The organism is Actinoplanes sp. NBRC 103695, from assembly GCF_030269485.1.
Lineage (GTDB): Bacteria > Actinomycetota > Actinomycetes > Mycobacteriales > Micromonosporaceae > Actinoplanes.
On the sequence record NZ_BSTL01000061.1, the window covers coordinates 1 to 22822 of the forward strand.

The window sequence follows — 22822 nt, forward strand, 5'->3', positions numbered from 1 at the left end:
CGCGTTCGATCACGACCATGTGCGCGTCCTCGCCGGGCTGGCGTCCCCACGCGAGGGTTGCCGCGCCGGGGCGGAGGTCGTGCAGGATGTGCGCGGTGCGGGGGGTGCCGAAGAAGGCTGGGGTGTCAGGGGTGCTCAGCAGTGCGACGGCTTCGTCGACGGGTCGCTGACCGGACTCGACGGGTCGCAGACCGTAAAGGCCGTTATCGCTGCCGGGACGGGTTTGCAGCGCCCGCAACGCCGCCACGGACCGGGGGGTGCAATCGGCTGCCTTGTCAGGGGGTGGGCCCAGTGTGGCTTCTACCTGGGCGGCGGCCTGCACCAGCGACCTGGCCGGCTCACGATCCCCGCCGGGGGAGTTGTCAGCCCGGCCTGACGTCGCGCCGGCCAGTGGACGCTCGGACCGGGAAGGCTCGGCCGACGTGGGTGACCACGGCATCACCTGCACCTCGTCGGCGCGGGACTCGTCCTGGTCCGGTCCACCGCTCCGGGCGTGCGCGCCCCGGTGCGCAAGCGGAGGCGAGGCGGGATCCGCGGTCTCGGTACGCGGCCGGACTCCCGGATCGGCACCCTTGAGGTCCGCCGGCCGGGGTGCCGTCAAATCGGTGGTACGCGGGACGAGGTTCTGGCCGGTGACCTGCTTTATCTGCTGCCGGGCCTGCTCCACCTGCTGCATCGCGTCGCGGAACTCGGCTTGACGCTGCGGCAGAGACCGGTCGCTGCCGGCCGTGGCACTCCGGGTGAGGGCATCCTTCGCCGACTGGAAGCCCTCCCGCACGGCGTCCACCTGGGCCGCTCGGATGGATCCGCCGTCGCCGTCCACCGGCACCGCGTCGAGCGCCGACCCGACCGCGTCCGAGACCTGGTCCAGGGTGTCCCGGGCCTGCGCGGTGGCCTCGCTGATCAGCTCCGGCGTGGCGGGGACCGCGTGGTCCGGTCGGTCCGTCACCGGCCCGGCCTGCGCGTCGGACGAAGCAGCCTGCACGGGTTGCGCTTCTTGGAAAGCAACCGGCGGCGGTTGCTGGGTGTGCTGGGCAGCCGGTTCCGGCAAGGCCATGGAATGGTCCACCGGGGCAACGTCGGCCGTGGTGGTGACCGGGGCCTGCGGCGCTCCACCATCGACCGGATCCCGCCCGATCGATTGCGTCTGGGTGGCAGCGGCTGAGCCGCCCGGCGCCCCCTGGCCAGCCCCGGGCTGCGCGGACCCCGACTGGCCGGGTCCGGCTTGCCCAGGCCCAGCCTGCGCAGACCCAGGCTGCACGAATCCAGGCTGCGTGACGATCTGCGCCAATCCGCCCGGCTGTGTCTGGCCCACGCTGGGCTTCTCCGAGCCTGCTGCTGTCGGGTCCGAATCGGCCGCGGCGTCGCCCGCGCCGACGTTCCCGCTGATCGTCTGACCCGGCGTCGTGCGGCCATCGCCGAGGCCGCCCTGCTCAACACCTGGCTGTTGCGCCTGCCCGCCGCCGGCGGTTTCGCCCGCCGAGGACTCCACGTGCGACGGCCCGGCGGCTGTCTCCGGCTCGGCAACCTCGGCGTCCCTGAGCCCGGAGTCACCTGACAAGACACCGCTGGTCTGCCCCTGGCCGGCGCCCACCCCCCGCGAATCGCCCTGGATGCCCGCCTGCGCCGACCCACCGCCGGCGACGCCCATCTGCGCCGACCCGCCAGCGGCACTGTCCGCCCGCACCGGCCCGTCCGCGCCGCCGTGCCCCGGATCGGAAGCGGTACGGGTTCCGCCCTCGGTCTCGATCGGGTTCGTCGTCTCGCTGGTTCCGCCGTCCGCCACGCCGGCCTCGGCCCCGCCGGCGGTGGCGAATCCGGGTGAGGCGCCGACGTCGCGGGTCCTGCCCAGGCCGGTCTCCGCGGAGTTGCCGACATTCGCGGTCGTACCGCCGGAACCACCGGCATCGCCACGCCCCGTACCGCCACCGGCCTGACCGCCTCCGGACTGACCCGCTCCGGCCTGACCGCTTCCGGCTCGGCCGGGGCCGGCCTGACTCGCGCCTGCCTGGCTCGTGCCGGATCGGTCCCCTCCGGCCGCGCTCGGCCGCACGTCCCAAGCCCCGTACCCACCCGTCACGCCGCCGCCGGAGTCGCCACCGAAACCGGCGGACGACTGCGCCGAGCCCGACCCGAGCAGGGGCGCTCGGTCATCGTCCGCCTCGAAGCCCGCGTCTTCGTCGTCGTCGAGGGCCCAGCCGTCGTCGAAGTCCTGCGCACCTTCTGAGCGCTGCACGAGGGCACCGAACACGTTGGCGTCCTCGTCATCGTCAACCAGAGTCACGTCGTCGTCGGCCAAAGAGGAATCGTCGGCCAGAGATGCGGCGGCGTCCACGGACGCGTCATCGACCAGGGTCGCATCGTCGTCGAGGGAGGCGCCGGGTGGGCCCTGCTCGAACGGGTCGTCGGCGGCCGGTTCCCCATCGAGCGGGACGAACCGCTGGTCGTACGCGCTGGGGTTGGGCGGCCTGAGCACATCCTTGATCGAGCCGGCGAAGCTGATCGGGTCCGCGTTGTTCTCGTGGAGGCCGCTGACGAACGCGCTGGTCGCGGTGCCCCAGCGCACCTCGAGCGGGGCTCCGACCGCCGCCTGGCCGGCCAGCTCGCCGGGAATCGCCACCCCGGCCTGCACGATGCCCTTGCTGAGGATGGCGCCGCCGCGGAACACCCAGTCGTTCTTGATGAAGACGGTGCCTTTCAGATCGACGCCGTCGATCTTGGCGATCTTCTTGGCGGCCCAGTGAACGAGCATCTCGGTGCCGAAGTTCGCCAGACCGGCCATCCCGGCCGCGATGGCGGACTGGATGGCCGCCTTCCCGATGGCGTCCCAGTCGATGCCTTCACGGTCGCCGCGGTCGTTCTGGGCCTTCTGGATGACCATCATCAGGATCGGCTCTTCGAGGAGTTCCTGAACGATCTCGACGAAGACCTGCCGCAGGATCGCGCTGATGATCGCGCGGAAACCGCCGATCACGGCCGGGATGGCCAGCGCGCCGAAGAGGGAGTAGATGAGCCAGGCCAGCTGGATCGCGAGCAGCACGAGCTGCACCACGACCATGATCTTGGCTTCCTGAAGCTCGGCGGCGCCGTTCTTCAGGTTCTTGCGCATGTCCTCGACGCTCGAACGCCTCTTGTCGAGGTCTTCGATCGTGGCGGTCAGATACTCCATGACATCGTCGGCGTAGTCGCCGGACATGACGTTCGGCAGTGCCGCGCGCTGGGCGGTGAGTTTGGCCGTGGCGGCGTCCAGCGCGTTCCGGAGTTGCTCCCACTCGCTGGAGTGCTCGCGCATCCCGCTTTCGCTCCCGGTCGGCCACGTCTGGCCGACGAAGAACTCCAGCATGTGCTGGAGCCAGGAGGGGATCGGGGTATCCAAGACCGGCATACCCCCTTAACTCGCCATCTCCGCCCGTACCCGAAAGCATGGGCGCGCGAGCAGCCCGCCGACCCACCGAGCCGCGGGAAGAGCCTCGATCAGGGGAAATCCCTCAGGTCCCGGCGCCCACTCCGGTCGAGGCTTCGGCCGGCACGAAACCCAGCGGCGGCCCGATCAGCCGCTCGATCGCGTCGGTGTCGGTGAGCGCACGCGGCGCGGACGACCGGCGCCGGGTCAGGACCCGCTCCAGCCGGCCGAGAACGGTACGGTCGCCGTCGTCCAGCCCGGGAACGACGGGTTCGCCGGGTGTCATTTCGCGCAGCAGCACCGCGGCGCCGGGCATCCCGGACTCACCGGCCGGCAGCGCCGGCTGCTCGCGCACCGCCAGCACCTTGAACCGGGCCCCGGCAGGGAACACCGCCTCGTCGAGCTCCTCGTCGGCGAGCAGTCCGGCCTGGCGGGCGCTGCGCGACCAGATCAGGTAATCCACGTCCGCACCGTCGGCCGCCACGCCGATAACGCCGCTGACGATGCGGAAGGCCGGCTCGACCAGCGTCGCGCCCTCCGGGTAGAGGCGCTGCGCGGGCACGCTCAGCCGCCCCTGGCAGAGCATCGCGCGCCGCGACGGCGGGAGCCGCCGCAGGCCCGAGACCAGGCACGCCAGGTATCCCGGCAGCTCCGCCCGGCCGCCCTCGCGCAGCCGGGCGTTGAGCTGCGCGGCGCCGAGACCGGACCGTCCGAAGAACAGGCGCACCGCGACCAGGTCCGTCTTCGCCGCCACCGACGCGTCCTGGCGCAATGCGGGCCACGCGGCGAGCGCCGCGTTCACCTTGGTGATCGAGTCGGTGTAGGCCGGCCCGAGCGCCGCGACGAAACTCTTCCTCTCGTCGGCAGTGCTGCCGCGGTCCGCGACGGGTTGTTCGGCGGCGGGCCGGTAGTCGGTCACCGCCAAGGTCTCCGGCGGTACGGGTGGTGTCGCGGCGAGCGGCGGCGGCGGACCCGACGCCGGGAGGTCATCGTCCAGGTCCGGCCCGGCCACCGTGATCACGGGGCTGGTCGCGGGACGTTGCGCCGGCGGCGGGAACGGAGGCGGGGACGGGGGCGGGGACGGCGGCGACGGCGACAGACCGCCGTGGGTCGCGGTCAAGGCCACGGCTGTTGCCGCGGCAGGCTCCTCCACCGTCCGTCGCCGCGCCCAGCGATCGTTGTCAACCGTGTCCGGCGACGCCGCTCCGTCCGTACCCATCGTCTGTGGCGCCAACGGCGACGCCGTCTCCACCTCGACGGGCGCACCCAGCCCAGCCTCTGCCCGGGCGACGCTCGCCACGGCCGTCCGGGGCTCCAGCGGCACCGCCAGCCGCGCCTCGATCGGCGTCCGGACCGCGGACGCCCGCGGCCGGGCACGGGACGGGACCGTGAACGGTTGCCGCGGCCCGGCGAGCACCGCAGCCAGCGCCGCGACAACAGTGTCGTCCGTGGCGCCGGCCACCACCAGCCCCGGCGCCACGGCGCTCCCGGCCACGGCCCGGCGCAGCAGATCGACCAGCCGTTCCGCATCGGCGTGCAGGACCGTCAGCACGCCTTGGTCCGGCTCGACGAGGGCCAGCCCGTCACGGTCACTCGCGCCGGCCTCCCGCAACAGGATTCCGGACGGGACGACCTCGGCCAGCAGCTTCCCCACGGCCCGGTTCTGGTAGAGCCGGCCGCCGGTGCGTACCCATCCGTGGCTGACCAGGCCCGGTCCCTCCCCCAGCGGCCGGCGCGGTGTCCGTAGCGGCAGGAACGAATCCACCGAGACGCTGTGTACGTTCAGCGCCTCGAATTCCGCGCCGAGCCTGCTCAGCCACCCGGCTCCGGGCGGCGCCGACTCCCGGTCGAGCAGCCGGGTATCGATGCGCACCGCACTCCCCGCCGGCAGTCCGGCGAAGAGGTCGGCAACCTGCGCCGGGTCGGCCAGTGGCGCGCCGACGTGCCGCAGCACGAGAGCAGGACCCGCCGGATCCACCGGCAGGTGGTAGGCCGGATCGCTCGGATCTGTCGGCGTCGCGGTGACCTGGTGCAGCAGCACGCCGGCGGGGATCGGGTCCGCGACCAGACCGGTCAGCGGCACCGGCCGGTTGGCCAGCGTCCGTTCCCAGGCGGGCGCGGAATGCCGGTTGCCGACCACCGGCGCCACACCACCGGCGCGGAACAACCGCCAGCCCGACGCCTGGGTGCCGGTCCCGGCGTAGTGGGTGCCGTCCGGCGTGACGTGCACCGGTCCGTCGGGGAGCAGAAGGTCGGCGCCGATCCGCGCGGACAGGCGGAACAGCCAGCCGGCATGCGCGCCGGATCGGCTGCCGAGGCCGCCCGCGGACACCCAGATCCGGTCGGCGCCGAGACTCGATGTCGCCTGTTCGACCGCCCGGCGGAGCACGGCGCCGCCGGCCGGGTCGCGCATCGCGCGGCCGGACGGCACGACCACCACCTCAGCGCTCGACGTGGTCGCATTACGGACCAGCTGCCAGAGCACCAGCGGCGAATCCTCGGCGTGCGAGATGACGGCGGACGAACCGTGCCAGTCCAGGAAGAGGTGACCGGGCACGCCCACGCCGGACCTCCGCCGTAGCCGGCGGAACCACCGGGCCAGTCCCATATGGCTGCGACCTCCCGTCCTGCCCTCCATGGACCGTTCCACACCGGCCCGACGATCCCGGGCGATCCCCCTCCGCCGACCCCGATCCACGGGTTTTCCCTCGCCGGCCCGTCCCCCGCTCACCAAGAAGGGAGCTGCCGAGCCGTGATCGGCCGGCTCGGCAGCTCCCGGCAGGGGGCCGGTCTCGGCGTCCGTCTCGGCGAGACCGGGCTACCGCCAGGTCAGCGGAGCAGGTCGCGTACGTCCTGACGCACCGACGGGAAGACCTGGTGGAACGCGTCGCCCGGGCAGTCGGTGGCACCCGCGGCGGGGTTGGCCGCGTGCCAGTCGCGGTGGGTGCCGATCGTGTCGACCGTGGCGGTGGTCCCATTGATCGGGTTGACGTAGTCGGTTCGGCCGACCGGGTTCAGGCCGGTGACCGCGGACAGCATCGCCAGCACCGTGATCAGCGAGCGCCGGGCGGCCGGCGTCGGTTGCCTGGTCATGAAATGACCGATCAGGCAGACGCCCATGTTGCCGGAATTGAAGCCGCCGACATGTGCCCCGGTGACGCCCATCGGCCGGCGCGCCGGCGACAGCTCAGGGCCGAAGACCGGGACGGGATCGGGGTCGGAGTAGGTGCCCTCGTACACATTGCCGTCGGCGTCGATCGCGAGCTGGTAGCCGAAGTCGCCCCAGTCGTACTCGACCGCCTGCATGTAGTAGACCGCCCGCATCCAGGCGGCGGCGTCCAGGCCCTCATTCTCCTGCTCGCCACCGCCGCTGTGGTGCACGGTCAGCGTCTGCACGGGAAAGAACGCGGGCGGGGTGTCCAACGTGACACCGTCCGGTTCCAGGCGGTAGCTCTCGTCCGCGCCCCAGGCCTGCCTCGACAGATACCTCGGCAGCTCGCCAACGGTCGTACGCGCGACCTCGGGCGCGCGCAGCACCGACACCGGCGCGGCGGAACGGCGGCGCGGCCCGTCGACCGCGTTGAGCTCCAGCACCGAGGCGGCGCCACCGTTCTTGACCTCGATCTCGTAGCCGGACGCGCCGTCGGCCAGCAGCAGCCGCGCACCAGGCCGGGTGTCGTGGCCCGCCGGGCACCCTGCCACCTCCCGCCACTCGGACCAGCCGGTGGAGGTGCGCAGCCGTACCGCGGCCGGGCCGGTTGCCTGCACCGCCAGGTGGGTCAGCGCGAACGTCGAGTCGCTGACCCGGTCGCCGGTGGACAGTCGGTGCCGCTCGGTGGCGAGCATGTCGGGGACGAGCTCAGCGTCCTCCGCGTCGGCGCGGAGGGCGGCCACGACGCCGGCCACCGGAAGGGCGACGGCGAGTCCCGCACCGCCGGCGCCGAGCAGGACGGATCGTCGAGTGGGCATGCGATCTCCAGGATTGGTCGATGGAGGGGAAGCGGCCGGACGTGACCGCCGTGCGTCCGGGCGGTCCTGGCTTCAGGGCCGCCTTGGGGTCTCGCTCATCGGTGAAGGGCCTACGTCACCATCCGGCCGTCACCGCCTGCGGTTCGCGGAGGGCCCGCGCGGCGCCGGTCGCGGGCTGGGGACCAACCGCCGGGCAGTGGGTGCCCTTCGGCGGAGTCCGGCCGGTCAGCAGGTACGCGTCGATCGCTTGCCGGGCGCACGAGCTGTCGAAGTAGGTGCCGACGCTGACGCCGTCGTAGGTGAGCAGCGTGGCGCTCGGCAGCTGCCGGGAGAGGCTGAGCGCCCACTCGTACGGCCTGGCCACGTCGTACTTGCTGTTCGCGACGAGGATCCGCGGCAGCCGCGGCGAGGCGTTCGAGCGGTGCGGCGGGTTCGTCGCCCCGGACGGCCAGTTCTGGCATTGCGCCAGGTAGTACCGGGCGTCCGTGTTGAACCTGGTGTGCGGGGCCACGGCGGCGAGCTTGCGGTCGAGCGCGGCGAACCGGCCGTACCCGTGCAGGTCGAAGTCGAAGTCCTGGCACGTCGTCGCGGTGTCGCCGCCCCTGACCGGGGGCTCACCGGCCGCGGTGGCGCCGGTCGCGGCGCGTGCCGGCGCGCCGAAGGCCCGCAGGGTGTCGGCCAGCAGCGGCCACAGGGTGGTGTCGCCGGTGAAGGCAGTGACCGGGGTCAGCAGATCCTCTACCGAGACCGGCCCGTCCGGACCGGTCAGGTCGCCGGCCTCCGCCTTGGCGCGCAGGTCGTCGAGGTAGCCGGGCACGCCCTCGCCGTGCAGCGCGCACGCCTCGGTGCGGGCGCACCACTGGGCGAACTTCGCGAACGTGGCCTCCAGCGAGCGCGCCAGCGAGGTGTGATAGCTCCACACGTCCTGGGCGTGGTCCATGGTCGAGTCCAGCGCCATGCCGGCCAGCCGGTCGGGGAAGAGTTCGGCATACTGCTGTCCCAGCAGCGTGCCGTCCCCGGTGCCGAAGTAGGTGATCGCAGACTCGCCGATCGCGGCGCGCACGGCGTCGAGGTCACGGGCGGAGCTGGCGGTGTCCACGTGGTCTGCCAACGGCCCGGTCAGCGCCCGGCAGTTCCCGGCGAGCGCCTTGTTGGCCTCGCGCAGATCGCCGTACCGGGCCGCGCTCGCCGGGAACCGCAGTCCGTTCGCGGCTTCCCAGGCGCTGCTCTCGCACACGACCGCGCCCGGGGGGATGTCCCGGTGCGGGTCGGCGCTTCCACGCGTGTCGAAGCTGTAGATGTCGAACCGGTCGAGCAGATCGGGCGAGAGGTACGACCCCGCCAGGAATACGCTGCGCACGCCCGACGACCCGACGAAGAAGAGCGAGCCGACTCGCCGGGCCGAGTCGGCGGCCGGCAGCTTCGCCAGTCGCAGTTCCGTGGCCGGCCCGGCCGGATGTGCCCAGTCCACCGGGACGGCGAGCCCGGCGCAGAGTACCTGCTCGGGAAGGTCAGGCGGATACTGCGGGTCTTGGCGGCACTGTTGCCAGGATGGTTGTGCAGCCTCTGCCCACGCAGTGTGGGGAGCGACCGAACCGCTCGCGCCGAGGACGATCGACACCGCGCCGAAAGTCACTATCCGTCGCCAGAAAGAGGTCGTTCTCATGATTTACCACCAAAGCGTGCTCGACTCATACTTGCTAGGAGAAAATTGACCTGTCTTTGCGCCCGGCACAGGGCCACCCGCCGCGACGTGCCGGATGCGACAATGACCACGTGACCGATGCGTCCCAGGAAGACCCTCACCCCGAGGAAGAACACATCGTTCTGCACTTCCTGGGCGAACTCGACCCGGCCGACAGCGACACCCTGCACCAGCACCTGGCCTCCTGCCCGCAATGCCAGGCCAAAAGCGAAACCATCACCGACACACTCGCCGCACTGGCACTGGACACAGCCGACACCACGGACACGCCAACCGCCCCCACCGAAGACCGACCATCGTCAGCCCCACCAGACCTACCCAGCCGCCGACGACGGCCGGGTCACCCGACGAGGCTGCCGCTCCAGAAACCCGCTGTCCCGCAGCGCCTCAGCGAGCGCCCTGAGCGCGTAGAACGTCCGTGACCGGACCGTTCCCGCGGGCACGTCGAGCATGACGGCCACCTCAGCGATCGACCGCTCCTCGTAATAGATCGCCACCAGCGGAATCCGCAGCCTGTCCGGCAACCCGCTCAACGCCTCCCGCACTTCCTGAGCATCGATCAAGCGTTCAATCTCGTCCTCCTCCGCCCGGACACGCTCCTCAGACACCGACTCCCGCACCTCACCCACCCGGGCACTGGCAGACCGCACCTGGTCGATAAGGACACGCCTGGCAACAGTGAAGAGCCAGGACCGGCTCCACCGGCCATCCGCGCCACGCGCCTCCGGATGCCGCCAAGCCCGCAACATCGTCTCCTGAACGATGTCCTCAGCACGATGCACATCACCATCGGTGAGCCGGATCAGGAACTTCAACAACACCGGTCTGTGCACCTGCTGCAGATAGCGCAGCGCGGCTTCGTCGCCGTCCTCCGCACCACTGGGGACCGCCTGTTCCGGCGTGTTCATCGCACAGCTTCCCTGCCGACGGCCCCGTGAACCGTCATCTCTCTGCACCCGGGCCGGGCACTGAACCGCACCTTCGCCACGGCCACGGTGGCCACTCGGCTCAGCGGTCTCATGACGACCTCCGCCTGATCTGACTTGACGCGAGTCCGGGCGCCCGGACCACGCCGTGGCGTGAACAGGCCGACCAGAAGACCCGTTCCGTACGAGAGAGGCCTTAGCGATCTTGCGGTCGCGGCGGCCGAGTCCAACCACTGAGGAGCGCATCGGTGCACCCGATCTCGAACGCCTTCGACTGGTGCCAACACCGCTGTGCCATCGGCGCTTCGGCGGGAGGCTGTCGCCAGGAGCGGAGGTGGCGCCGCAAGGAGCTGCCATGGTTGGAGGTGCTGTCCGTCCGGGGGTTCTACTGCTATCCGGAGTTCATACTCGACAGGGGATACACGTTCTCCATCATGTGGGGCGGCGCTCCCCCGCCGATGCGGTACCGCGGTCTCGACCACCCGCCGGCGGCGCCCGAGACCATCACCGTTGCGGAGCCGGACGAGGTTATCCAGCCGCTGAGTGCCGGCCCCACCACGGCCCACTTCACCACGTTCACCGTGCTGGACCCGCAACCTTTGCTGGACGCTACCTGGGGAGGGGAACTGCCTCAGTTCGACCGGCTCACGTACGCCGACCCCGAACTTTGCACCGGGTTCGCCGCCCTGCACCTCGGCCTGACCAAAGGCGTCGACCACAAGACACTCCGCTCCAAGTTCGCCGCTCTGCTGCAGAAACTCGTCCGTCGCCACGCGACTCCCCCGGGCGCCGCCACCGAGCCGCACCGTCCCCCCGCGCTGCGGACCGTGCGGCAGATCCTGCGCGAGCGGATGGACAGCAACATCGGCCTCGACGAACTCGCGGCGGTGGCCGGGTGCAGCCGGCATCACCTGGTTCGCAGCTTCCGGCAGGCTTACGGAGTCCCGCCGCACCGATACCGCACCCTGCTGCGGCTGGCCAGCGCCCGGGCGCTGCTGGCACAAGGCCTCCCGGCGGCCGAGGTGGCGGCGCGCTCGGGCTACTTCGACCAGAGCCAGCTCAACCGGCACTTCCGGGAAGCTTTCGGAGTCAGCGCCGGCGCCTACGCCAGAGCCGTCCAGTAACCGGCGACAAGCATTCGGATCGCCCTTGCGGGCCGCCTGCGGCCACCGCGAGTACAGCTTGACCAGACACTCCTGGAGCAGCTCCTCACCCTGATGCCGATCACCGGACAACACAATCGCCGTCCACAGAAAACGACCCCACCCGCCCGCCACGAACGCAGCGAACCCCGCATCGGACGGATCCACCGACCGGCCTCGGTTACTCACACCATCTCCACGCACCAACGCCCCAGAAGGTTTACCACCGTCGGCGGGCCTACGCCTTGGCCGATGCGTCCTGCCCGCGGCCCCGGCGTACGGCGAGGGCAACTGCGGCGGCGAGGGCGAATACCCCACTCGCGACAGCGCCGGGCACGAAATCCATGTTGGTCCACATCAGACGCCCGCCATGGACGAATGCCGGTGGAACAGTCGCATATGACTCCTCTGGAAACGTCCGCTACCGCTGCGGCGAACTGCCCGGAACGCCACGCGCACCGCGTGCCTCGATCCGTACCGTCGCGCGGACACACCCGGCAGCAGCCATACACGCTGGTCCGGCCGATCGCACAAAAAGCTATCGCGGGACCGACCCCGCAAACTAGGGCGAAATTGCCATCGGCCGTTACATCCGAACCGAGACGCACGTTCAGCGGACGGACGACAACGGCAGGAGGGGCGATTCGGCTCCGCTGTCGTCCGCCGTGGGATCGATGGCGACGTTGTCGCGAAACAGGCCAGCCGTATCCCCTGGCGTTTAAGATCCCGCAGCCGCTGCAATGGGCGGACGAGAAGGCGCGCGCCATGGCTACCGGTCGGGTGTCGGTCTCGAAGCTCAGGACGAGTCAGGGTGAACCCGTCCCGCGGAAGCCGACGTCAGTACATCACCGGCGGGATGTCGCGGTCGCGCGTTGCCGGGCGGTGTCTCGGCTCGAACGCCGCCCAGTGCGGCGGCGCGGCTGTCCGCACTGGGTAGGACGGTGGCCCGGCGATGCGGTGCCGCGGTGGGCGGGCCCGGCCGACGGCTCGGGGACGTACACCGACGAGTTCGGGCCGGACCGGGACGCCGACCGGCATCGCAACCATGCCCATTGCCAGAAGGCCGTAGGCGGCGGGGACCGCGGTGGCGGGGGCGCGGGAGGAGAAGGTCACGGTCGCGATGAGTACGCCGGTCAGGATGATCGCGCCGGCGAGCCAGCCGGTGCCGGACAGCTGCTCGCCGAGGACAGCGGTGCTGATGAGTACGGCGGCCAGCGGCTCGGCCAGATTGAGGGTGCCGGCGAGGTTGGCGGCGACGTGTTTGAGGCCTGCGAAGTAGAGACCGTAGGTGCCGGTGGCGAGCACACCGAGCCAGGCGATGACGGCGCCGACGCGAACGTCGTCCAGGCCGGCGGTGTCGGTCAGGACCGCGGGCAGCAGCGCGGCCGCGCCGATCAGCATGGTGACGCCGGTGGAGACCGTGACGTCCGGTACGGCGGTCGCGAGCCGCTTGGAGACCACGGTGTACGCCGCGAAGATCAGCCCAGCCAGAACACCGAAACCGAGGCCCGCCGCGTTCACCTGCGTGCTGGCGCCGGGCAGCAGCAGCGCGGCGCATCCGGCCGCGGCGATCACCGACCCGGTGAGCCAGGTCCAGCTGAGTTGTTCGCGGTCGAACCAGCGGGATCCGATCCCGGTGAACAGCGGCACCGTCGCCACCGCGACGACCGTGCCGATGCCGGCACCGGTCAATGACACCGCCATCAGGAAGCTCACCTGATGGCAGGCGCTGAGCAGCCCGGCCGCGACCAGCAGGGCCCAGTTCCGCCGGCCCCGCAGCAGCCGGTAGGCGTCCCGGCTGCGCGCTACAGCGACCAGGCACATGATCAGGCCGCTGACGAGGTGACGCCAGCCGGCGATGGCGGTGGGCGTGACCGCGTCCGCGATCAGCATCTGCGCGGGGCCGACGGTGCCTGACAACACCATGGCGGCCAGCACAAAACCGGCGCCTCTCGTAGCGGACCTATTGAGCACGGCATGGGAACGGGGCCGGGCGGAAGACTGTTCACAGCGCGGCCCGAGGTCTGCACGTTATTCCCCGGCTGGGATGGCCGTACGGACAAAATGAGTACCTCCGTCTTGTCAGGCGGGCCGGCGGCTGGCAGCCAGCCCGAGCGGGTAAGGAAAGCGTCCATGAGGCGCTAGTTCGACTTGTGGAGCAGGTCACCGAGCTCAGGTGCGGTTGCTTCCAGACCCTTGAGCGTCCTCCGGTACAGCCCGCGTCCGCGGCCGCCTTGTGCGCGATCTTCTTCATGGGCTCCGCGGTTTCCAGGGACGGGTCCATGGCGGGGTTGAGGCCGGGCAGGGGTGAGCTCGCGTTCGATCAGTTTGAGCTCGGCGGCTCCGCGCGTCAGCGACGATGTGGCGCAGGAAGACGGTGTTGTGGTCTCACGGGGAGTGCCCGGGGCCGTATCCGCCGCCGCGGATGGTGAGCACGATCGCGGAGGCCGACGCAGCGGCGAAGCGGTCCGGTGACCCCGGTTCGGCGAGCGAGCAGGCTGCCCCTGGTCATGGCGGTACGGTCCGGCGGTACGTCTTCGACGCGCTCAGCCCTGACCAGGTGACGGGGCTGCGGGACATCGGCCGCCAGATCTCCGACCAGGTCGAACGCGACCGCACGGGGACGTCGTCAGCGGGATAGCCCTGCGGTAGCCCTGCCGCACGCACCATTGCATGCCAGGTTCCGTGTGCGGAAGGCCGTGCCCGGGTATCCAGCCCGGCCACAGCGTGGTCGAGAACTGCTCAGGTGACCTCGCCCGCTTCGACCGTGGCCCGGACTTCTGCTCGGACGGCCGTTCGTCGTATTCCTTTGCGTCGGGACTGCGCGCAGTGGCCGGTATCGTCGGAGGTATTACCAGGGGGCTTTGACCTTGACGGGATCGCCGTAGCCGGTCAGGGTCATGGTGATTTCGCGGTGGTAGGCGGGTTTGTCGTGGCTTGCGGGGTTGTCAACGGTGCTGGTAAGAGTGTGGACCTTGCCGTTGGTGACGGTGATGGTGCCGTGGATGCCGGTCGCGGTGTAGGTGTAGGTGGTGGTGGGGTTGTTGCCGTTGGTGGTTTTGCGGATGGTGGCGAGTTCGGCGAGGTCGTGTAGCAGGCTTACCGGGTCGGCGTTGACGAAGCCGGGGTCGCCGATGCGGCCGATTGGGCAGGCGATGAAGTCACTGACCTTGCCGGCGCCGAGGGCGTAGCGCCGGTTTCCCTGTCGTAGGTAGCGTCTGCCGTTGACGGCCCAGTGCTCGTTGAGGTCGCCGAACTTGGCGTAGCCGGTTTGGGTTGCCGGGTCGATCACGCCGGAACAGGTGCCTTTCGAGTTACGGGTCTCGTGCATGGGCATGGTCAGTTCCGACTCGACGACGAACCGGAAAGACTGCTCGCTGGTCGAGGTGATCGCGGCGGCCAGCTCGATCCGTGGTTCCAGCGGCGGTGGTGACGGTGCGGCTGTCGGCTTCGTGGCCGGGGCCGCGGTGAGCAGCCCGCCGGCCGCTACGGCGGCGGCGAGCACGGCCACGGCCATCGCGGCGGTCCCGGCGCGGGTCAAATGCCGGCGTCGGCGGCGGGCGGCTCCGCGGCTGATGAGCTCGGCGATCGGTGGTTGCCCGGCGTGTGTCTGCCCGGCCCATTCGTGCAAGGCTGTTCTGAGGTCGACGTCGTTCATCTGCGGATCCCTTTCGCTTCAGCCAAGGATCGTGAGGTCACTGCTCACCTGACGCAGCTTCGTCAGCGCGCGGGCGTGGGTGGACTTGACCGCGCCGACCGAGCACCCCAGCACCGCCGCGGTGTCCTTTTCGGTCAGGTCCTCGAAGTAGCGCAGGACGATCACGGCGCGCTGCTGGCGGGGAAGCTCCCAGACCGCCTGCCGCAGCGTGTCCTCCGGCTCCTGAACCACGGCCCGGTCATCGGGCCGGTCCGGGGCCTGAGCCACCGGCAACTCCCGCCGCCACCGCCGCCACCGGCTGACGTTGCCGTTGACCAGCATCCGCCGCAGATAGGCATTCGGATCACCCTTGCGGACCACCTGCGGCCACCGCGAGTACAGCTTGACCAGACACTCCTGGAGCAGCTCCTCACCCTGATGCCGATCACCGGACAACACAATCGCCGTCCACAGAAAACGACCCCACCCGCCCGCCACGAACGCAGCGAACCCCGCATCAGACGGATCCACCGACCGGCCTCGGTTACTCACACCATCTCCACGCACCAACGCCCCAGAAGGTTTACCACCGTTGAGCGGTGACGTCCCGTTCTCCAAAAGCCGTTGCCCAGGCGCCTGTGGCGGCAGGCGGCTCAGACCGTTGAGCCGGTGGTCAGCGTGGCCAACATGCGCAGCTTCTCCGCGCTCTCGGCGCCCTGGTCAGGGTAGTAGAGCACGAGGATCACCTCGCCGGCTGGCAGCTTGTCCCGATTCAGCCACATGCCGATCACCGGATGGTTCACCGTAATTGAGCCACCCTCCGGCTCGCGGACGTCGTGGCGTGCCCACAGCCGCCGAAAGCGCTCGCTAATCAAGGAAAGCTCGCCGACCAGTTCGACGATGCGAGTGTCGTTCGTCTCATCACCCAGGGACTTGCGGAGGGCGGCTACAAACCCAGCAGTGGACGTCTCCCAGTCTTGGTGAAACGCGCCGGTCCGGCGACACGCTCTTGCACAGGGCGGGCGGGGGCGGTGCCCGCGGCAACAAGTCCGGGTCTTGGGCCGGTGGGCCCCGTGACGCCGCGATGGCGCACGACGGCGGATGCATCGATGACCGTCGGAGCTGGCGGCAGCGTGCGCACTCCGTTCAAACGGCGCCGGTTCCGGCCGAAGCTGTCACGCCGGCAGAAAGCCGTCAACCGCGCCCACGCGAAGATCCGCGCTCGCGGCGAACGCGCGATCGCCACCCTCAAAACGTGGAGAATCCTGGCCAAACTGCGCTGCTACTCACGCCGGGCGACCACGATCGTGCAGGCCATCCTCGTTCTGCACCACGTCGAAGCCGACCGCTACGCAGGATAAAAACGCTCACTGTAGCGGCCGGCCGTCGTGTCAAGACTGACCCGCAAACCCCCACCGCCAGGGATCAAGCATCAAGAATCATGGCGCCGAACTCGGCAGCGTTCGGGGTGACTGAGCCATTCCGTACAATGGTCCGATTGTGGGCCGTAACGGCCTTGGTGTCCGGAACGTCCGATACGCGCCCGATGGGCCCTGCACGTAGAAAGACACAGAAACCCGGTATGAAGGTAGTCGTCCTACAGATCAACTTCATACCGGGGTTCTGCGTCGACGATGAGTGTCGCATACGCCGCCGTGCTGCGGCACAGCACACCGTGAATGTCATGACCGAAGTGCTGAACACTGAACGTGCTCGCCGGGGCACCCGGGTCAGGCACCCGTGCCGTACCTGCCCGTGACCAGGCGATCCTGGTATTGCGCTGGGTCGTCGACGGCGCCCGGATGCGGCAACTCGCCACCGACAACCAGATCAGCGTCTCGACCGGCTACGACTACCTCAGTAGGCGTGGTGTCGGTGGGACGGCGGGCCAGGGCCATTGCGTGTTCGTTGGGCAGCAGTTTGAGCTGTGGTTATGCGGTGTGATTGACCTTTCTGGAGGCGGTCAGGGCGGGTGAGGCAGGGTCATTGCGTTGTGATGTTTCTGCTGGTCACGGCGGTGACGAGGTCGTGGGCCCGGCGGGTGGCGCGTCGGGTGGCGCGGGCGATGTTGGTTTCTCCGCTGGCTCGGTGGTAGCCGATCGCGGTGTTACGCAGGGTGGCCATGATGGCGGGTCCGTTGCCGGTCCGGGCTTGATGTGAATCTTCACGGAACGTGACATCCCGGACGTGATGGACGAGGTTTTCGATCAGCCATTCGGCGCGGGCCCATCGCTGCAGATCGACCGGGTAGGCGTCGCCGGCGGGCAGGGAGATGGTCAGGTACACGGTTTCGCGGCTGGTTTTGCCATTGCTGGTGAGGGTGCGGGTCCGGGTGATCCGGACGGCTTGTTCGGCGTGCGGGAAGCCGATCCCGCCGAGGGTCGTGACGGTGACAGCCTTGACGGTGCGGGTCTCGCGGCGGCCGTGGCCGTGATCGCGGGTCTGGTGCCCGATCGGGATTTGCGCCCAGGGCAGCGTTTTGAGCTGGGCATGCAGGGTCGGACGGTTGCCCCTGACCGGGATCAGCAGGTAGGCGCCTCGGGCGGCGATCTCGCATGGCGGCGGGGGTGGTTACTGCGGACAGTACCGGGATCGGGCATGCTGACATCGCGGGTGAGGTCCTCAAGGTGTCCTGGAAGCGTAGAGAACTCCCATGATCACCTAGGCGGCCTCACCCGCCCTGACCGCCTCCAGAAAGGTCAATCACACCGCATAACCACAGCTCAAACTGCTGCCCAACGAACACGCAATGGCCCTGCGTCGGAGCCCGACCGCAGCGCGAGAGTGATGTCGATAGTGGACGGGGTCCGGCAAGCCTTCGCTATCGCCGGTGACTGCGCGGTCTACACGCCCTTGACGGAGGCGGTGAACGAGCCGTCCGCGGTCACCTGCAGCTCAGCCGTGCGACCTGCACAGCGGCCGGCAGGGGGAACGTACGCCGGAAAGCCCGTGCGCGGGGAGGAAACCGAGTTCGCCGGATCTCCGTCGGGATACCAGGTTTTGATCGCGGACAATACGTCGGCGAGTTCCGGCGAGACGACCAGCAGCCCGATCGACGTCGGTCTTCGACGGCGCGATCTGCAGCAGAGGCACCAGTTCCCCTGTGCTGGGCAGCCGGTATTGGACCAGGCTGTGGTGTGACAGTTCGGTGAGCTGTTCGATGCGGATTCCGGTGCCGCGCAGGACCTCGACCGCGACGCACGCCCAGAAGGGTAGTCGGGGCTATGCAGAACTAGGCCTAGCTATATAGAGTATCGGTATGCCCACTCTGAGGATGACGACTCCACGCCTGCTGGCGTTGCGGACGCTTCTGGCCGAGCCGGAACGCGAACGGTACGGCCTCGATCTGGCTCTGGAAGCTGGACTCGAGCCGGGCACCGTCTACCCCATTCTCGTGGCGTTCGAGAATGCGGGATGGCTGGTCAGCCGCGAGGAGGATGCGGACCCGCACACCACGGGCCGCCCGCGGCGGCGCTACTACCGTCTGACGCCTACCGGTGTCAGTGCTGCCAGGCGTGCTCAGGCGGCCTCGGAGCAGCGTCGCCGCCCGGCCGGTGCCCGGGAAGGCGTGGCATGGTGAGCAGAGAAAGTGCGATGGGTGGGCCTTCTGCCGCAGTCGGGCTACGGCCGACCCAACGGCGGGTCGTCGCAGTGCTGGCCGCAACCCTGCCGGCAGATTTCCGTGACCGGCAGCGGGACGAATGGACAGCCGACCTGCTGGTGCTGTCCGATTCACCGGGCGGTCCGGCCCGATGGCGGTACCTGCTCGGCGCGGCCTGGACATTGCCGTCGTTGCGTCGTCTCGCCAAGGGTGGCCGGACGACCGGCGGCGGCTTGACCCCATCCGCGACTCCGACCGCCGTCACTGCCGCCCGGGTGCTCATCCCGAGCGTGAGCTGGCCCTTGCTCGGTTGGCTGGGGGCGCTCCTGGTGCCGCACCAGGCAGGCGCCGGCGGCGTGTTCACCGTGGTGATGGTGGGCGCATGGGCGAACATGATAGGTCTGCTGGCGATGGCCGGCATGGGCTTGATCACTCTGATGGTCGCACTGTTGGAGTGGCGGCGCACGGCGCGGCATCGGCTGCGCACCGCAGGGATCGGCGGGGCGGTGCTACTCACGGTCGTGGTGTTCCAATGCCTGGCGTTCCTGCCCGACAGGGGCATCATCGTGGCCGTGATGGGAGGCGCGGGGGCGTGGCTCAGCTACGCCGCGGCCAGCTTGCCGAGAAACTACCGCATCGCGCTGCGCGTCATCGCGGTCGTCGGACTGGCGGTGGCCGTCGTCAATTGGACTCCGCTGGGCGCGGGCTTGGGCAGCGAGTATCTGGACTGACGGTATCGAAGGAGATCGTCCAGCCACGGATGCGAGGCGCAGCTTGTTCCCCGGCCTCCGGAGCGTGCGATGCCCTTGCGTTTCCACAACTGATCAAGGCTGGCAATCGCGACATGCAAGGTCCATCATGTCTTCATGACGACTATGCCTTCGGTACTCCACCAGCCCCGCGTCGTGTGGGACGCGGCTCTCGCCTTCGTCGCCATGGCGGAAACGCCTCACCATGAAAGCTTCGACGCCTTCGCCGGCCAGGTTCACCAGCGGCTCGGCTCCGAGACCTACGAAGCGCTGAGGGTCACCCACGGCAAGCTGCTGGACAACGTGCGGCGTACCTGGGGCGACCGGCGGGCCGTCGACATCGAGCGCGGCGCCTGGCGCGTACGGATGGAGGAGTTGTTGCGTGCCCGCCCAGATCTCACCGACGAGGTCCTTGAGCTTACGTCGCTGGTTCCCCTCCACTGATCCCGGCTGCGTTCACCTTCACGCAGAGATTCGTGTCACGCAGAAATTCGTGAACGTCGGCCAGGTCTCTCGCGTTCATGCAGTATGAAGAAGACGAGGTTCCTTATCGTAGCCGCATCAGTCGTGGTCGCTACCACCATCAGCGTCATCGGTGCAGCCGGGACCGCCAACGCCCACGACGCCCGAACACTTCCGGTCGGCCAGAGCTTTGTCTCGGTCGCCCTCCTTGCGGACGATCCCACCAACGTGCCACCTGTCGGCGCCCCGCTCCGGTTGACCTTCCCTCAACCCGGCGCCATCGAGTACACCGCCGGCTGCAACTACTTTCGAGGCACCGCGGTGATCGACCACAACCGGTTGAACGTCCGCGACCTCGTCAGCACCAGACGCTTCTGTGAAGGCCCGTCCACGGCCGTCGAGACCTGGTTCACCAACCTCGTCAACGAGTCCCCGAGATGGCGCAACTCGGCGGCCACGATCACGCTGACGTCGACCTCTGCGGCGGCAGGTTTCGTGCGGACAACACCGTAGTTGGTCTGCGCGTCGTCGCTCGAGCATCGCCTCGGCGCCCAACTCGCCGGGGCCCCCACCCGCGAGCGCCCCGGCGCACTACCCCGCGGGACCGTCGTCGAGATCGCCGGGACCCGGCTACGGCTCGGCGCGGACCTGCACCGCCGCAAGGTCACGCTCCGCCTCGACGGACACCTGATGCACGTCATCCACGACGGCCGCCTGGTGAAGAACCTTCCCGCACCGATCCCCGCCGACCAGCGCACCACCCTCCGCGGCGCCCGGCTGACCACCACCCAGCTACCGGCACCGCTCTCTGGACCAATCAGCGTCCAACGCAAGGCCCCAGCCGACGGGAAGATCATGGTCGCCCGGCAAATCCTGAGGATCGGACGCACCTACCCCGGCGACATCGTCACCGTCCACGTGGAGGACACTCATTTCCGGGTCACCCGCGACGGCGCCGAACTCGGCGTTCCGTCAAGGATCGCGTACGCGAGCCGGGCCGCGCGGGCGGTGGCGGTCTCGAGGTCATCGGCGTGCGTAGCGAGCAAGGTGACTGCTATGCGAACGTAACGCCAAGCCGTGGCCGTGCCGATAGTGATCCGTCGGCCAAGCGGGTGAACGTGTCGCCGTTTCGTAGATCCGCCAGAGCGAGGAAGGCTTGCCGGCGAGGATCGAGGCGCCGCCACCAGCAGCCGAGCTGGGCGCCGTGGTAGCGGATCAGGCCGGCAAGGTGGTTGACAGAGTGCAGTGCGCGTTTGTCCTCGATATCGCGGATCGCGAGCCAGAACAGCTTGATCGCGGCGTCATCCGACGGAAAATGCCCACGATTCTTGATGACCTTGCGCAGCTGGTAGTTCAGCGACTCGATCGCGTTGGTCGTGTAGATGATCTTCCGGAGCTCGGGTGGAAACGCCAGGAACGGGATGAACCGTTCCCACGCGTTGGAACAGGTCGCGACCGCGGCCGGATACTTACGACCCAACGCTGATTCGGTGAAGGCGAGCAGCTCGGTCTCGGCGACCTCGGCGGTCGGCGCCGTGTAGATCGGCTTGAGCGCGGCGGCCTTCTTGCGGTCCTGATACGACACGAACCGCATCGCCGCCCGGATCAGATGAACGGTGCAGGTCTGCACCGTCGAAGCCGGCCAGGTCGCCTCGATCGCCTCGGGGAAACCGGTCAGCCCGTCACAGCAGACGATCAGCGTGTCGCGGATCCCGCGGGTTACGCAGCTCGGCGCAGACCCCGGCCCAGAACTTCGCGCCTTCGGTGGCCTGGACCCAGATCCCGAGGACGTGCTTGATCCCGTCCAGATCCACGCCGACGGCGATATGAGCGGCCCGGTTCTTCACGGTGTGACCGTCGCGGACCTTCACCACCAAGCGTCCAGGTAGATGATCGGGTAGATCTCCTCCAGCGGCCGGGACTGCCACGCCTTCACCTCGTCCAGCACGGCGTCGGTGATCTTCGAGATCGTGTCGTGCGACAACTCCGTCCCCAGCGTCCGCGCCAGGTGGTGACCGATGTCGCGGACCGTCATCCCGCCCGCATACAACGAAATGATCATCTCGTCGAGGCCACCGGCGCGCCGGGCCCCTTTCGGGACGAGGCGGGGCTCGAACGAGCCGGTCCGGTCCCGCGGCACCGCCAAGCCGACATCGCCGACCTCGGTCGCCACGGTCTTCGCGCTGTGGCCGTTCCGCGAGTTCGGGCTGCCCCGCCCGGCCGGGTCGCCTTTCTCATAGCCCAGATGCCCGCTCAGCTCTGCCGCCAGGCCACGCTCGAGAACGGCCTTGACCAGTTCCGGCAGGACCCCGCCGTCACCGGCCAGCGGAATACCTCCGGCGTCGGCCCGGTCCATAGCGGTTGTGCCGGATCGTAAAAGTCGCCCGGTCCCAGTTACTACTACTGGCGGGCCACCGCCGCGGATCGGGCTGCTCGTGAGGCCGCCGACGCGGCCCTGGCCGTGCGGATCTGGGCGGTGCGGATCCGGGCGGTGCGGGCCGCGCATGAGGGCACCTACGGCGCACCGAGGATCACTGCGGAGCTGCACGACCACGGTGTGGCGGTCAACCATAAGAAGGTGGCCCGGGTGATGCGCCGCTACCGCATCCAGGGCCTGCGGCTGCGCCGACGCGTGCAGGCCACGATCGCGGACCCGGCCGCGGCGAAGGCACCGGATCTGATCCGGCGCGATTTCACCGCCGGGGCGGTCAACCAGCGCTACGTCGGCGACATCACCTACCTGCCAGTCGGTGAACGCGGATTCCTCTACCTGGCAACGGTTATCGACCTGCACTCGCGGCGGCTGGCCAGCTGGGCGATCGCTGACCACATGCGCACGGATCTGGTCATCGACGCCCTGAATGCCGCAGAGCGGGCCCGGGGCAGCCTGGCCGGTGCGATCTTCCACAGTCAACGCGATCGGCGCCGCCCTGCCCGGCGCATCGTGGCAACGCTGCCGCACCCACTACCTGCGCAACCTGCTCGCCAAGGTCCCCAAGAGTGCGCAGCCGTGGGTGGCCACCCTCGTGCGCACCATCTTCGACCAGCCCGACACCGACGCCGTCCGAACCCAATACACCCGCGTGCTGGACACCATCGGCGAACGGTTCCCCGACGCCGCCGAACACCTCGACGACGCCCGCGACGACCTGCTCGCCTTCACCGCGTTCCCCCACGAAATCTGGAAACAGATCCGCTCGAACAACCCCCAGGAACGCCTGAACAAAG

Annotated in this window: 19 protein-coding genes and 5 pseudogenes; 11 read left to right on the plus strand and 13 right to left on the minus strand. The window is 69.5% G+C overall.

The window, feature by feature from the left end:
• From QSK31_RS47080 to QSK31_RS47100, 5 genes are all read right to left on the minus strand, one after another.
• On the minus strand, positions 1-3385 hold a 3385-nt coding region (locus QSK31_RS47080), incomplete at its 3' end, for a WXG100-like domain-containing protein (protein ID WP_502873128.1).
• Between the two features lie 103 nt (positions 3386-3488).
• Positions 3489-5966 (minus strand): hypothetical protein, encoded by a 2478-nt coding sequence (locus tag QSK31_RS47085; RefSeq protein ID WP_285691708.1) that lies wholly within the window; start codon positions 5964-5966, stop codon positions 3489-3491.
• Positions 5967-6232: 266 nt separating this feature from the next.
• Complete coding sequence (locus QSK31_RS47090; protein WP_285691709.1) at positions 6233-7372, minus strand: peptidoglycan recognition protein family protein; 1140 nt, start codon at positions 7370-7372, stop codon at positions 6233-6235.
• Positions 7373-7487: 115 nt separating this feature from the next.
• Positions 7488-8843 (minus strand): alpha/beta hydrolase, encoded by a 1356-nt coding sequence (locus QSK31_RS47095; RefSeq protein ID WP_285691711.1) that lies wholly within the window; start codon positions 8841-8843, stop codon positions 7488-7490.
• Between the two features lie 191 nt (positions 8844-9034).
• Complete coding sequence (locus QSK31_RS47100; protein ID WP_285691712.1) at positions 9035-9253, minus strand: hypothetical protein; 219 nt, start codon at positions 9251-9253, stop codon at positions 9035-9037.
• On the opposite strand from QSK31_RS47100, the gene QSK31_RS49065 reads away from it, so the two are divergent.
• Positions 9149-9499, plus strand: a complete 351-nt coding sequence (locus tag QSK31_RS49065; protein WP_352244783.1) for a zf-HC2 domain-containing protein — start codon at positions 9149-9151, stop codon at positions 9497-9499. The two genes, QSK31_RS47100 and QSK31_RS49065, sit on opposite strands and share 105 nt — an antisense overlap.
• Here the strand turns inward: QSK31_RS49065 and QSK31_RS47105 are convergent.
• On the minus strand, positions 9392-9985 hold the full coding sequence (locus QSK31_RS47105) for a sigma-70 family RNA polymerase sigma factor (protein WP_285691713.1): 594 nt from the start codon (positions 9983-9985) through the stop codon (positions 9392-9394). The two genes, QSK31_RS49065 and QSK31_RS47105, sit on opposite strands and share 108 nt — an antisense overlap.
• 383 nt (positions 9986-10368) lie before the next feature.
• Here QSK31_RS47105 and QSK31_RS47110 point away from each other — a divergent pair, with 383 nt between their 5' ends.
• Entirely contained in the window at positions 10369-11127 is a 759-nt protein-coding gene (locus QSK31_RS47110; RefSeq protein WP_285691725.1) for an AraC family transcriptional regulator, read from the plus strand.
• An 855-nt stretch (positions 11128-11982) separates the two neighbouring features.
• On the opposite strand, the gene QSK31_RS47115 is transcribed toward QSK31_RS47110, so the two are convergent.
• A complete protein-coding gene (locus QSK31_RS47115) occupies positions 11983-13119 on the minus strand; it encodes a DMT family transporter (protein ID WP_285691715.1) in 1137 nt (378 codons plus the stop codon).
• A 451-nt stretch (positions 13120-13570) separates the two neighbouring features.
• On the opposite strand from QSK31_RS47115, the gene QSK31_RS47120 reads away from it, so the two are divergent.
• Positions 13571-13786 carry a hypothetical protein gene (locus tag QSK31_RS47120; RefSeq protein ID WP_285691716.1) on the plus strand — a complete coding sequence of 72 codons (216 nt, stop codon included), beginning with the start codon at positions 13571-13573 and terminating at the stop codon, positions 13784-13786.
• Positions 13787-13996: 210 nt separating this feature from the next.
• On the opposite strand, the gene QSK31_RS47125 is transcribed toward QSK31_RS47120, so the two are convergent.
• The 3 genes from QSK31_RS47125 to QSK31_RS47135 all read right to left on the minus strand — a co-directional run bounded on the left by QSK31_RS47125 (position 13997) and on the right by QSK31_RS47135 (position 15885).
• Positions 13997-14803: a hypothetical protein gene (locus tag QSK31_RS47125; RefSeq protein WP_285691718.1), complete on the minus strand. Its 807-nt coding sequence runs from the start codon at positions 14801-14803 to the stop codon at positions 13997-13999.
• A gap of 18 nt (positions 14804-14821) precedes the next feature.
• Complete coding sequence (locus QSK31_RS47130) at positions 14822-15349, minus strand: SigE family RNA polymerase sigma factor (RefSeq protein ID WP_352244786.1); 528 nt, start codon at positions 15347-15349, stop codon at positions 14822-14824.
• 86 nt (positions 15350-15435) lie between these two features.
• Positions 15436-15885 (minus strand): MmyB family transcriptional regulator, encoded by a 450-nt coding sequence (locus tag QSK31_RS47135; protein WP_285691728.1) that lies wholly within the window; start codon positions 15883-15885, stop codon positions 15436-15438.
• Positions 15886-15900: 15 nt separating this feature from the next.
• Here QSK31_RS47135 and QSK31_RS47140 point away from each other — a divergent pair.
• Positions 15901-16143 (plus strand): annotated as a pseudogene (locus QSK31_RS47140) (transposase family protein); the annotation flags it as partial.
• A 622-nt stretch (positions 16144-16765) separates the two neighbouring features.
• Here QSK31_RS47140 and QSK31_RS47150 read toward each other — a convergent pair.
• The gene (locus tag QSK31_RS47150) at positions 16766-17332 is read right to left on the minus strand and encodes an ISAs1 family transposase (RefSeq protein WP_285691730.1); all 567 of its coding nucleotides are present in this window, start codon (positions 17330-17332) and stop codon (positions 16766-16768) included.
• Between the two features lie 709 nt (positions 17333-18041).
• Here QSK31_RS47150 and QSK31_RS47155 point away from each other — a divergent pair.
• The 5 genes from QSK31_RS47155 (at position 18042) to QSK31_RS47175 (ending at position 20662) form a co-directional block, all read left to right on the plus strand.
• A complete protein-coding gene (locus QSK31_RS47155) occupies positions 18042-18362 on the plus strand; it encodes a PadR family transcriptional regulator (RefSeq protein ID WP_285691720.1) in 321 nt (106 codons plus the stop codon).
• Positions 18363-18433: 71 nt separating this feature from the next.
• Positions 18434-19114 (plus strand): hypothetical protein, encoded by a 681-nt coding sequence (locus QSK31_RS47160; protein ID WP_285691722.1) that lies wholly within the window; start codon positions 18434-18436, stop codon positions 19112-19114.
• Positions 19115-19249: 135 nt separating this feature from the next.
• Positions 19250-19576, plus strand: a complete 327-nt coding sequence (locus tag QSK31_RS47165) for a hypothetical protein (protein ID WP_285691723.1) — start codon at positions 19250-19252, stop codon at positions 19574-19576.
• 84 nt (positions 19577-19660) lie between these two features.
• Positions 19661-20107, plus strand: coding sequence for an META domain-containing protein (locus tag QSK31_RS47170; protein ID WP_285691724.1), 447 nt, complete (start codon positions 19661-19663; stop codon positions 20105-20107).
• Positions 20108-20662, plus strand: a complete 555-nt coding sequence (locus tag QSK31_RS47175) for a hypothetical protein (RefSeq protein WP_285691731.1) — start codon at positions 20108-20110, stop codon at positions 20660-20662.
• Here the strand turns inward: QSK31_RS47175 and QSK31_RS47180 are convergent.
• Positions 20560-20867 (minus strand): annotated as a pseudogene (locus QSK31_RS47180) (transposase family protein); the annotation flags it as partial. The gene QSK31_RS47175 and the pseudogene QSK31_RS47180 overlap by 103 nt on opposite strands.
• Positions 20841-21950 (minus strand): annotated as a pseudogene (locus QSK31_RS47185) (IS256 family transposase); the annotation flags it as partial. The pseudogenes QSK31_RS47185 and QSK31_RS47180, both read right to left, overlap by 27 nt.
• Before the next feature lie 5 nt (positions 21951-21955).
• Here QSK31_RS47185 and QSK31_RS47190 point away from each other — a divergent pair.
• A pseudogene (locus QSK31_RS47190) lies at positions 21956-22505 on the plus strand (IS3 family transposase); the annotation flags it as partial.
• Positions 22504-22822, plus strand: a pseudogene (locus QSK31_RS47195) (transposase); the annotation flags it as partial. The pseudogenes QSK31_RS47190 and QSK31_RS47195, both read left to right, overlap by 2 nt.

What these genes read in the sequence shown, in the direction of transcription:
- QSK31_RS47090 (WP_285691709.1), bottom strand. Translation starts at nt 7,372, where the DNA reads ATGCCCACTCGACGATCCGTCCTGCTCGGCGCCGGCGGTGCGGGACTC.
- QSK31_RS47105 (WP_285691713.1), bottom strand. Translation starts at nt 9,985, where the DNA reads ATGAACACGCCGGAACAGGCGGTCCCCAGTGGTGCGGAGGACGGCGAC.
- QSK31_RS47120 (WP_285691716.1), top strand. Translation starts at nt 13,571, where the DNA reads ATGGTGAGCACGATCGCGGAGGCCGACGCAGCGGCGAAGCGGTCCGGT.
- QSK31_RS47125 (WP_285691718.1), bottom strand. Translation starts at nt 14,803, where the DNA reads ATGAACGACGTCGACCTCAGAACAGCCTTGCACGAATGGGCCGGGCAG.
- QSK31_RS47155 (WP_285691720.1), top strand. Translation starts at nt 18,042, where the DNA reads ATGCCCACTCTGAGGATGACGACTCCACGCCTGCTGGCGTTGCGGACG.
- QSK31_RS47165 (WP_285691723.1), top strand. Translation starts at nt 19,250, where the DNA reads ATGACGACTATGCCTTCGGTACTCCACCAGCCCCGCGTCGTGTGGGAC.
- QSK31_RS47170 (WP_285691724.1), top strand. Translation starts at nt 19,661, where the DNA reads ATGAAGAAGACGAGGTTCCTTATCGTAGCCGCATCAGTCGTGGTCGCT.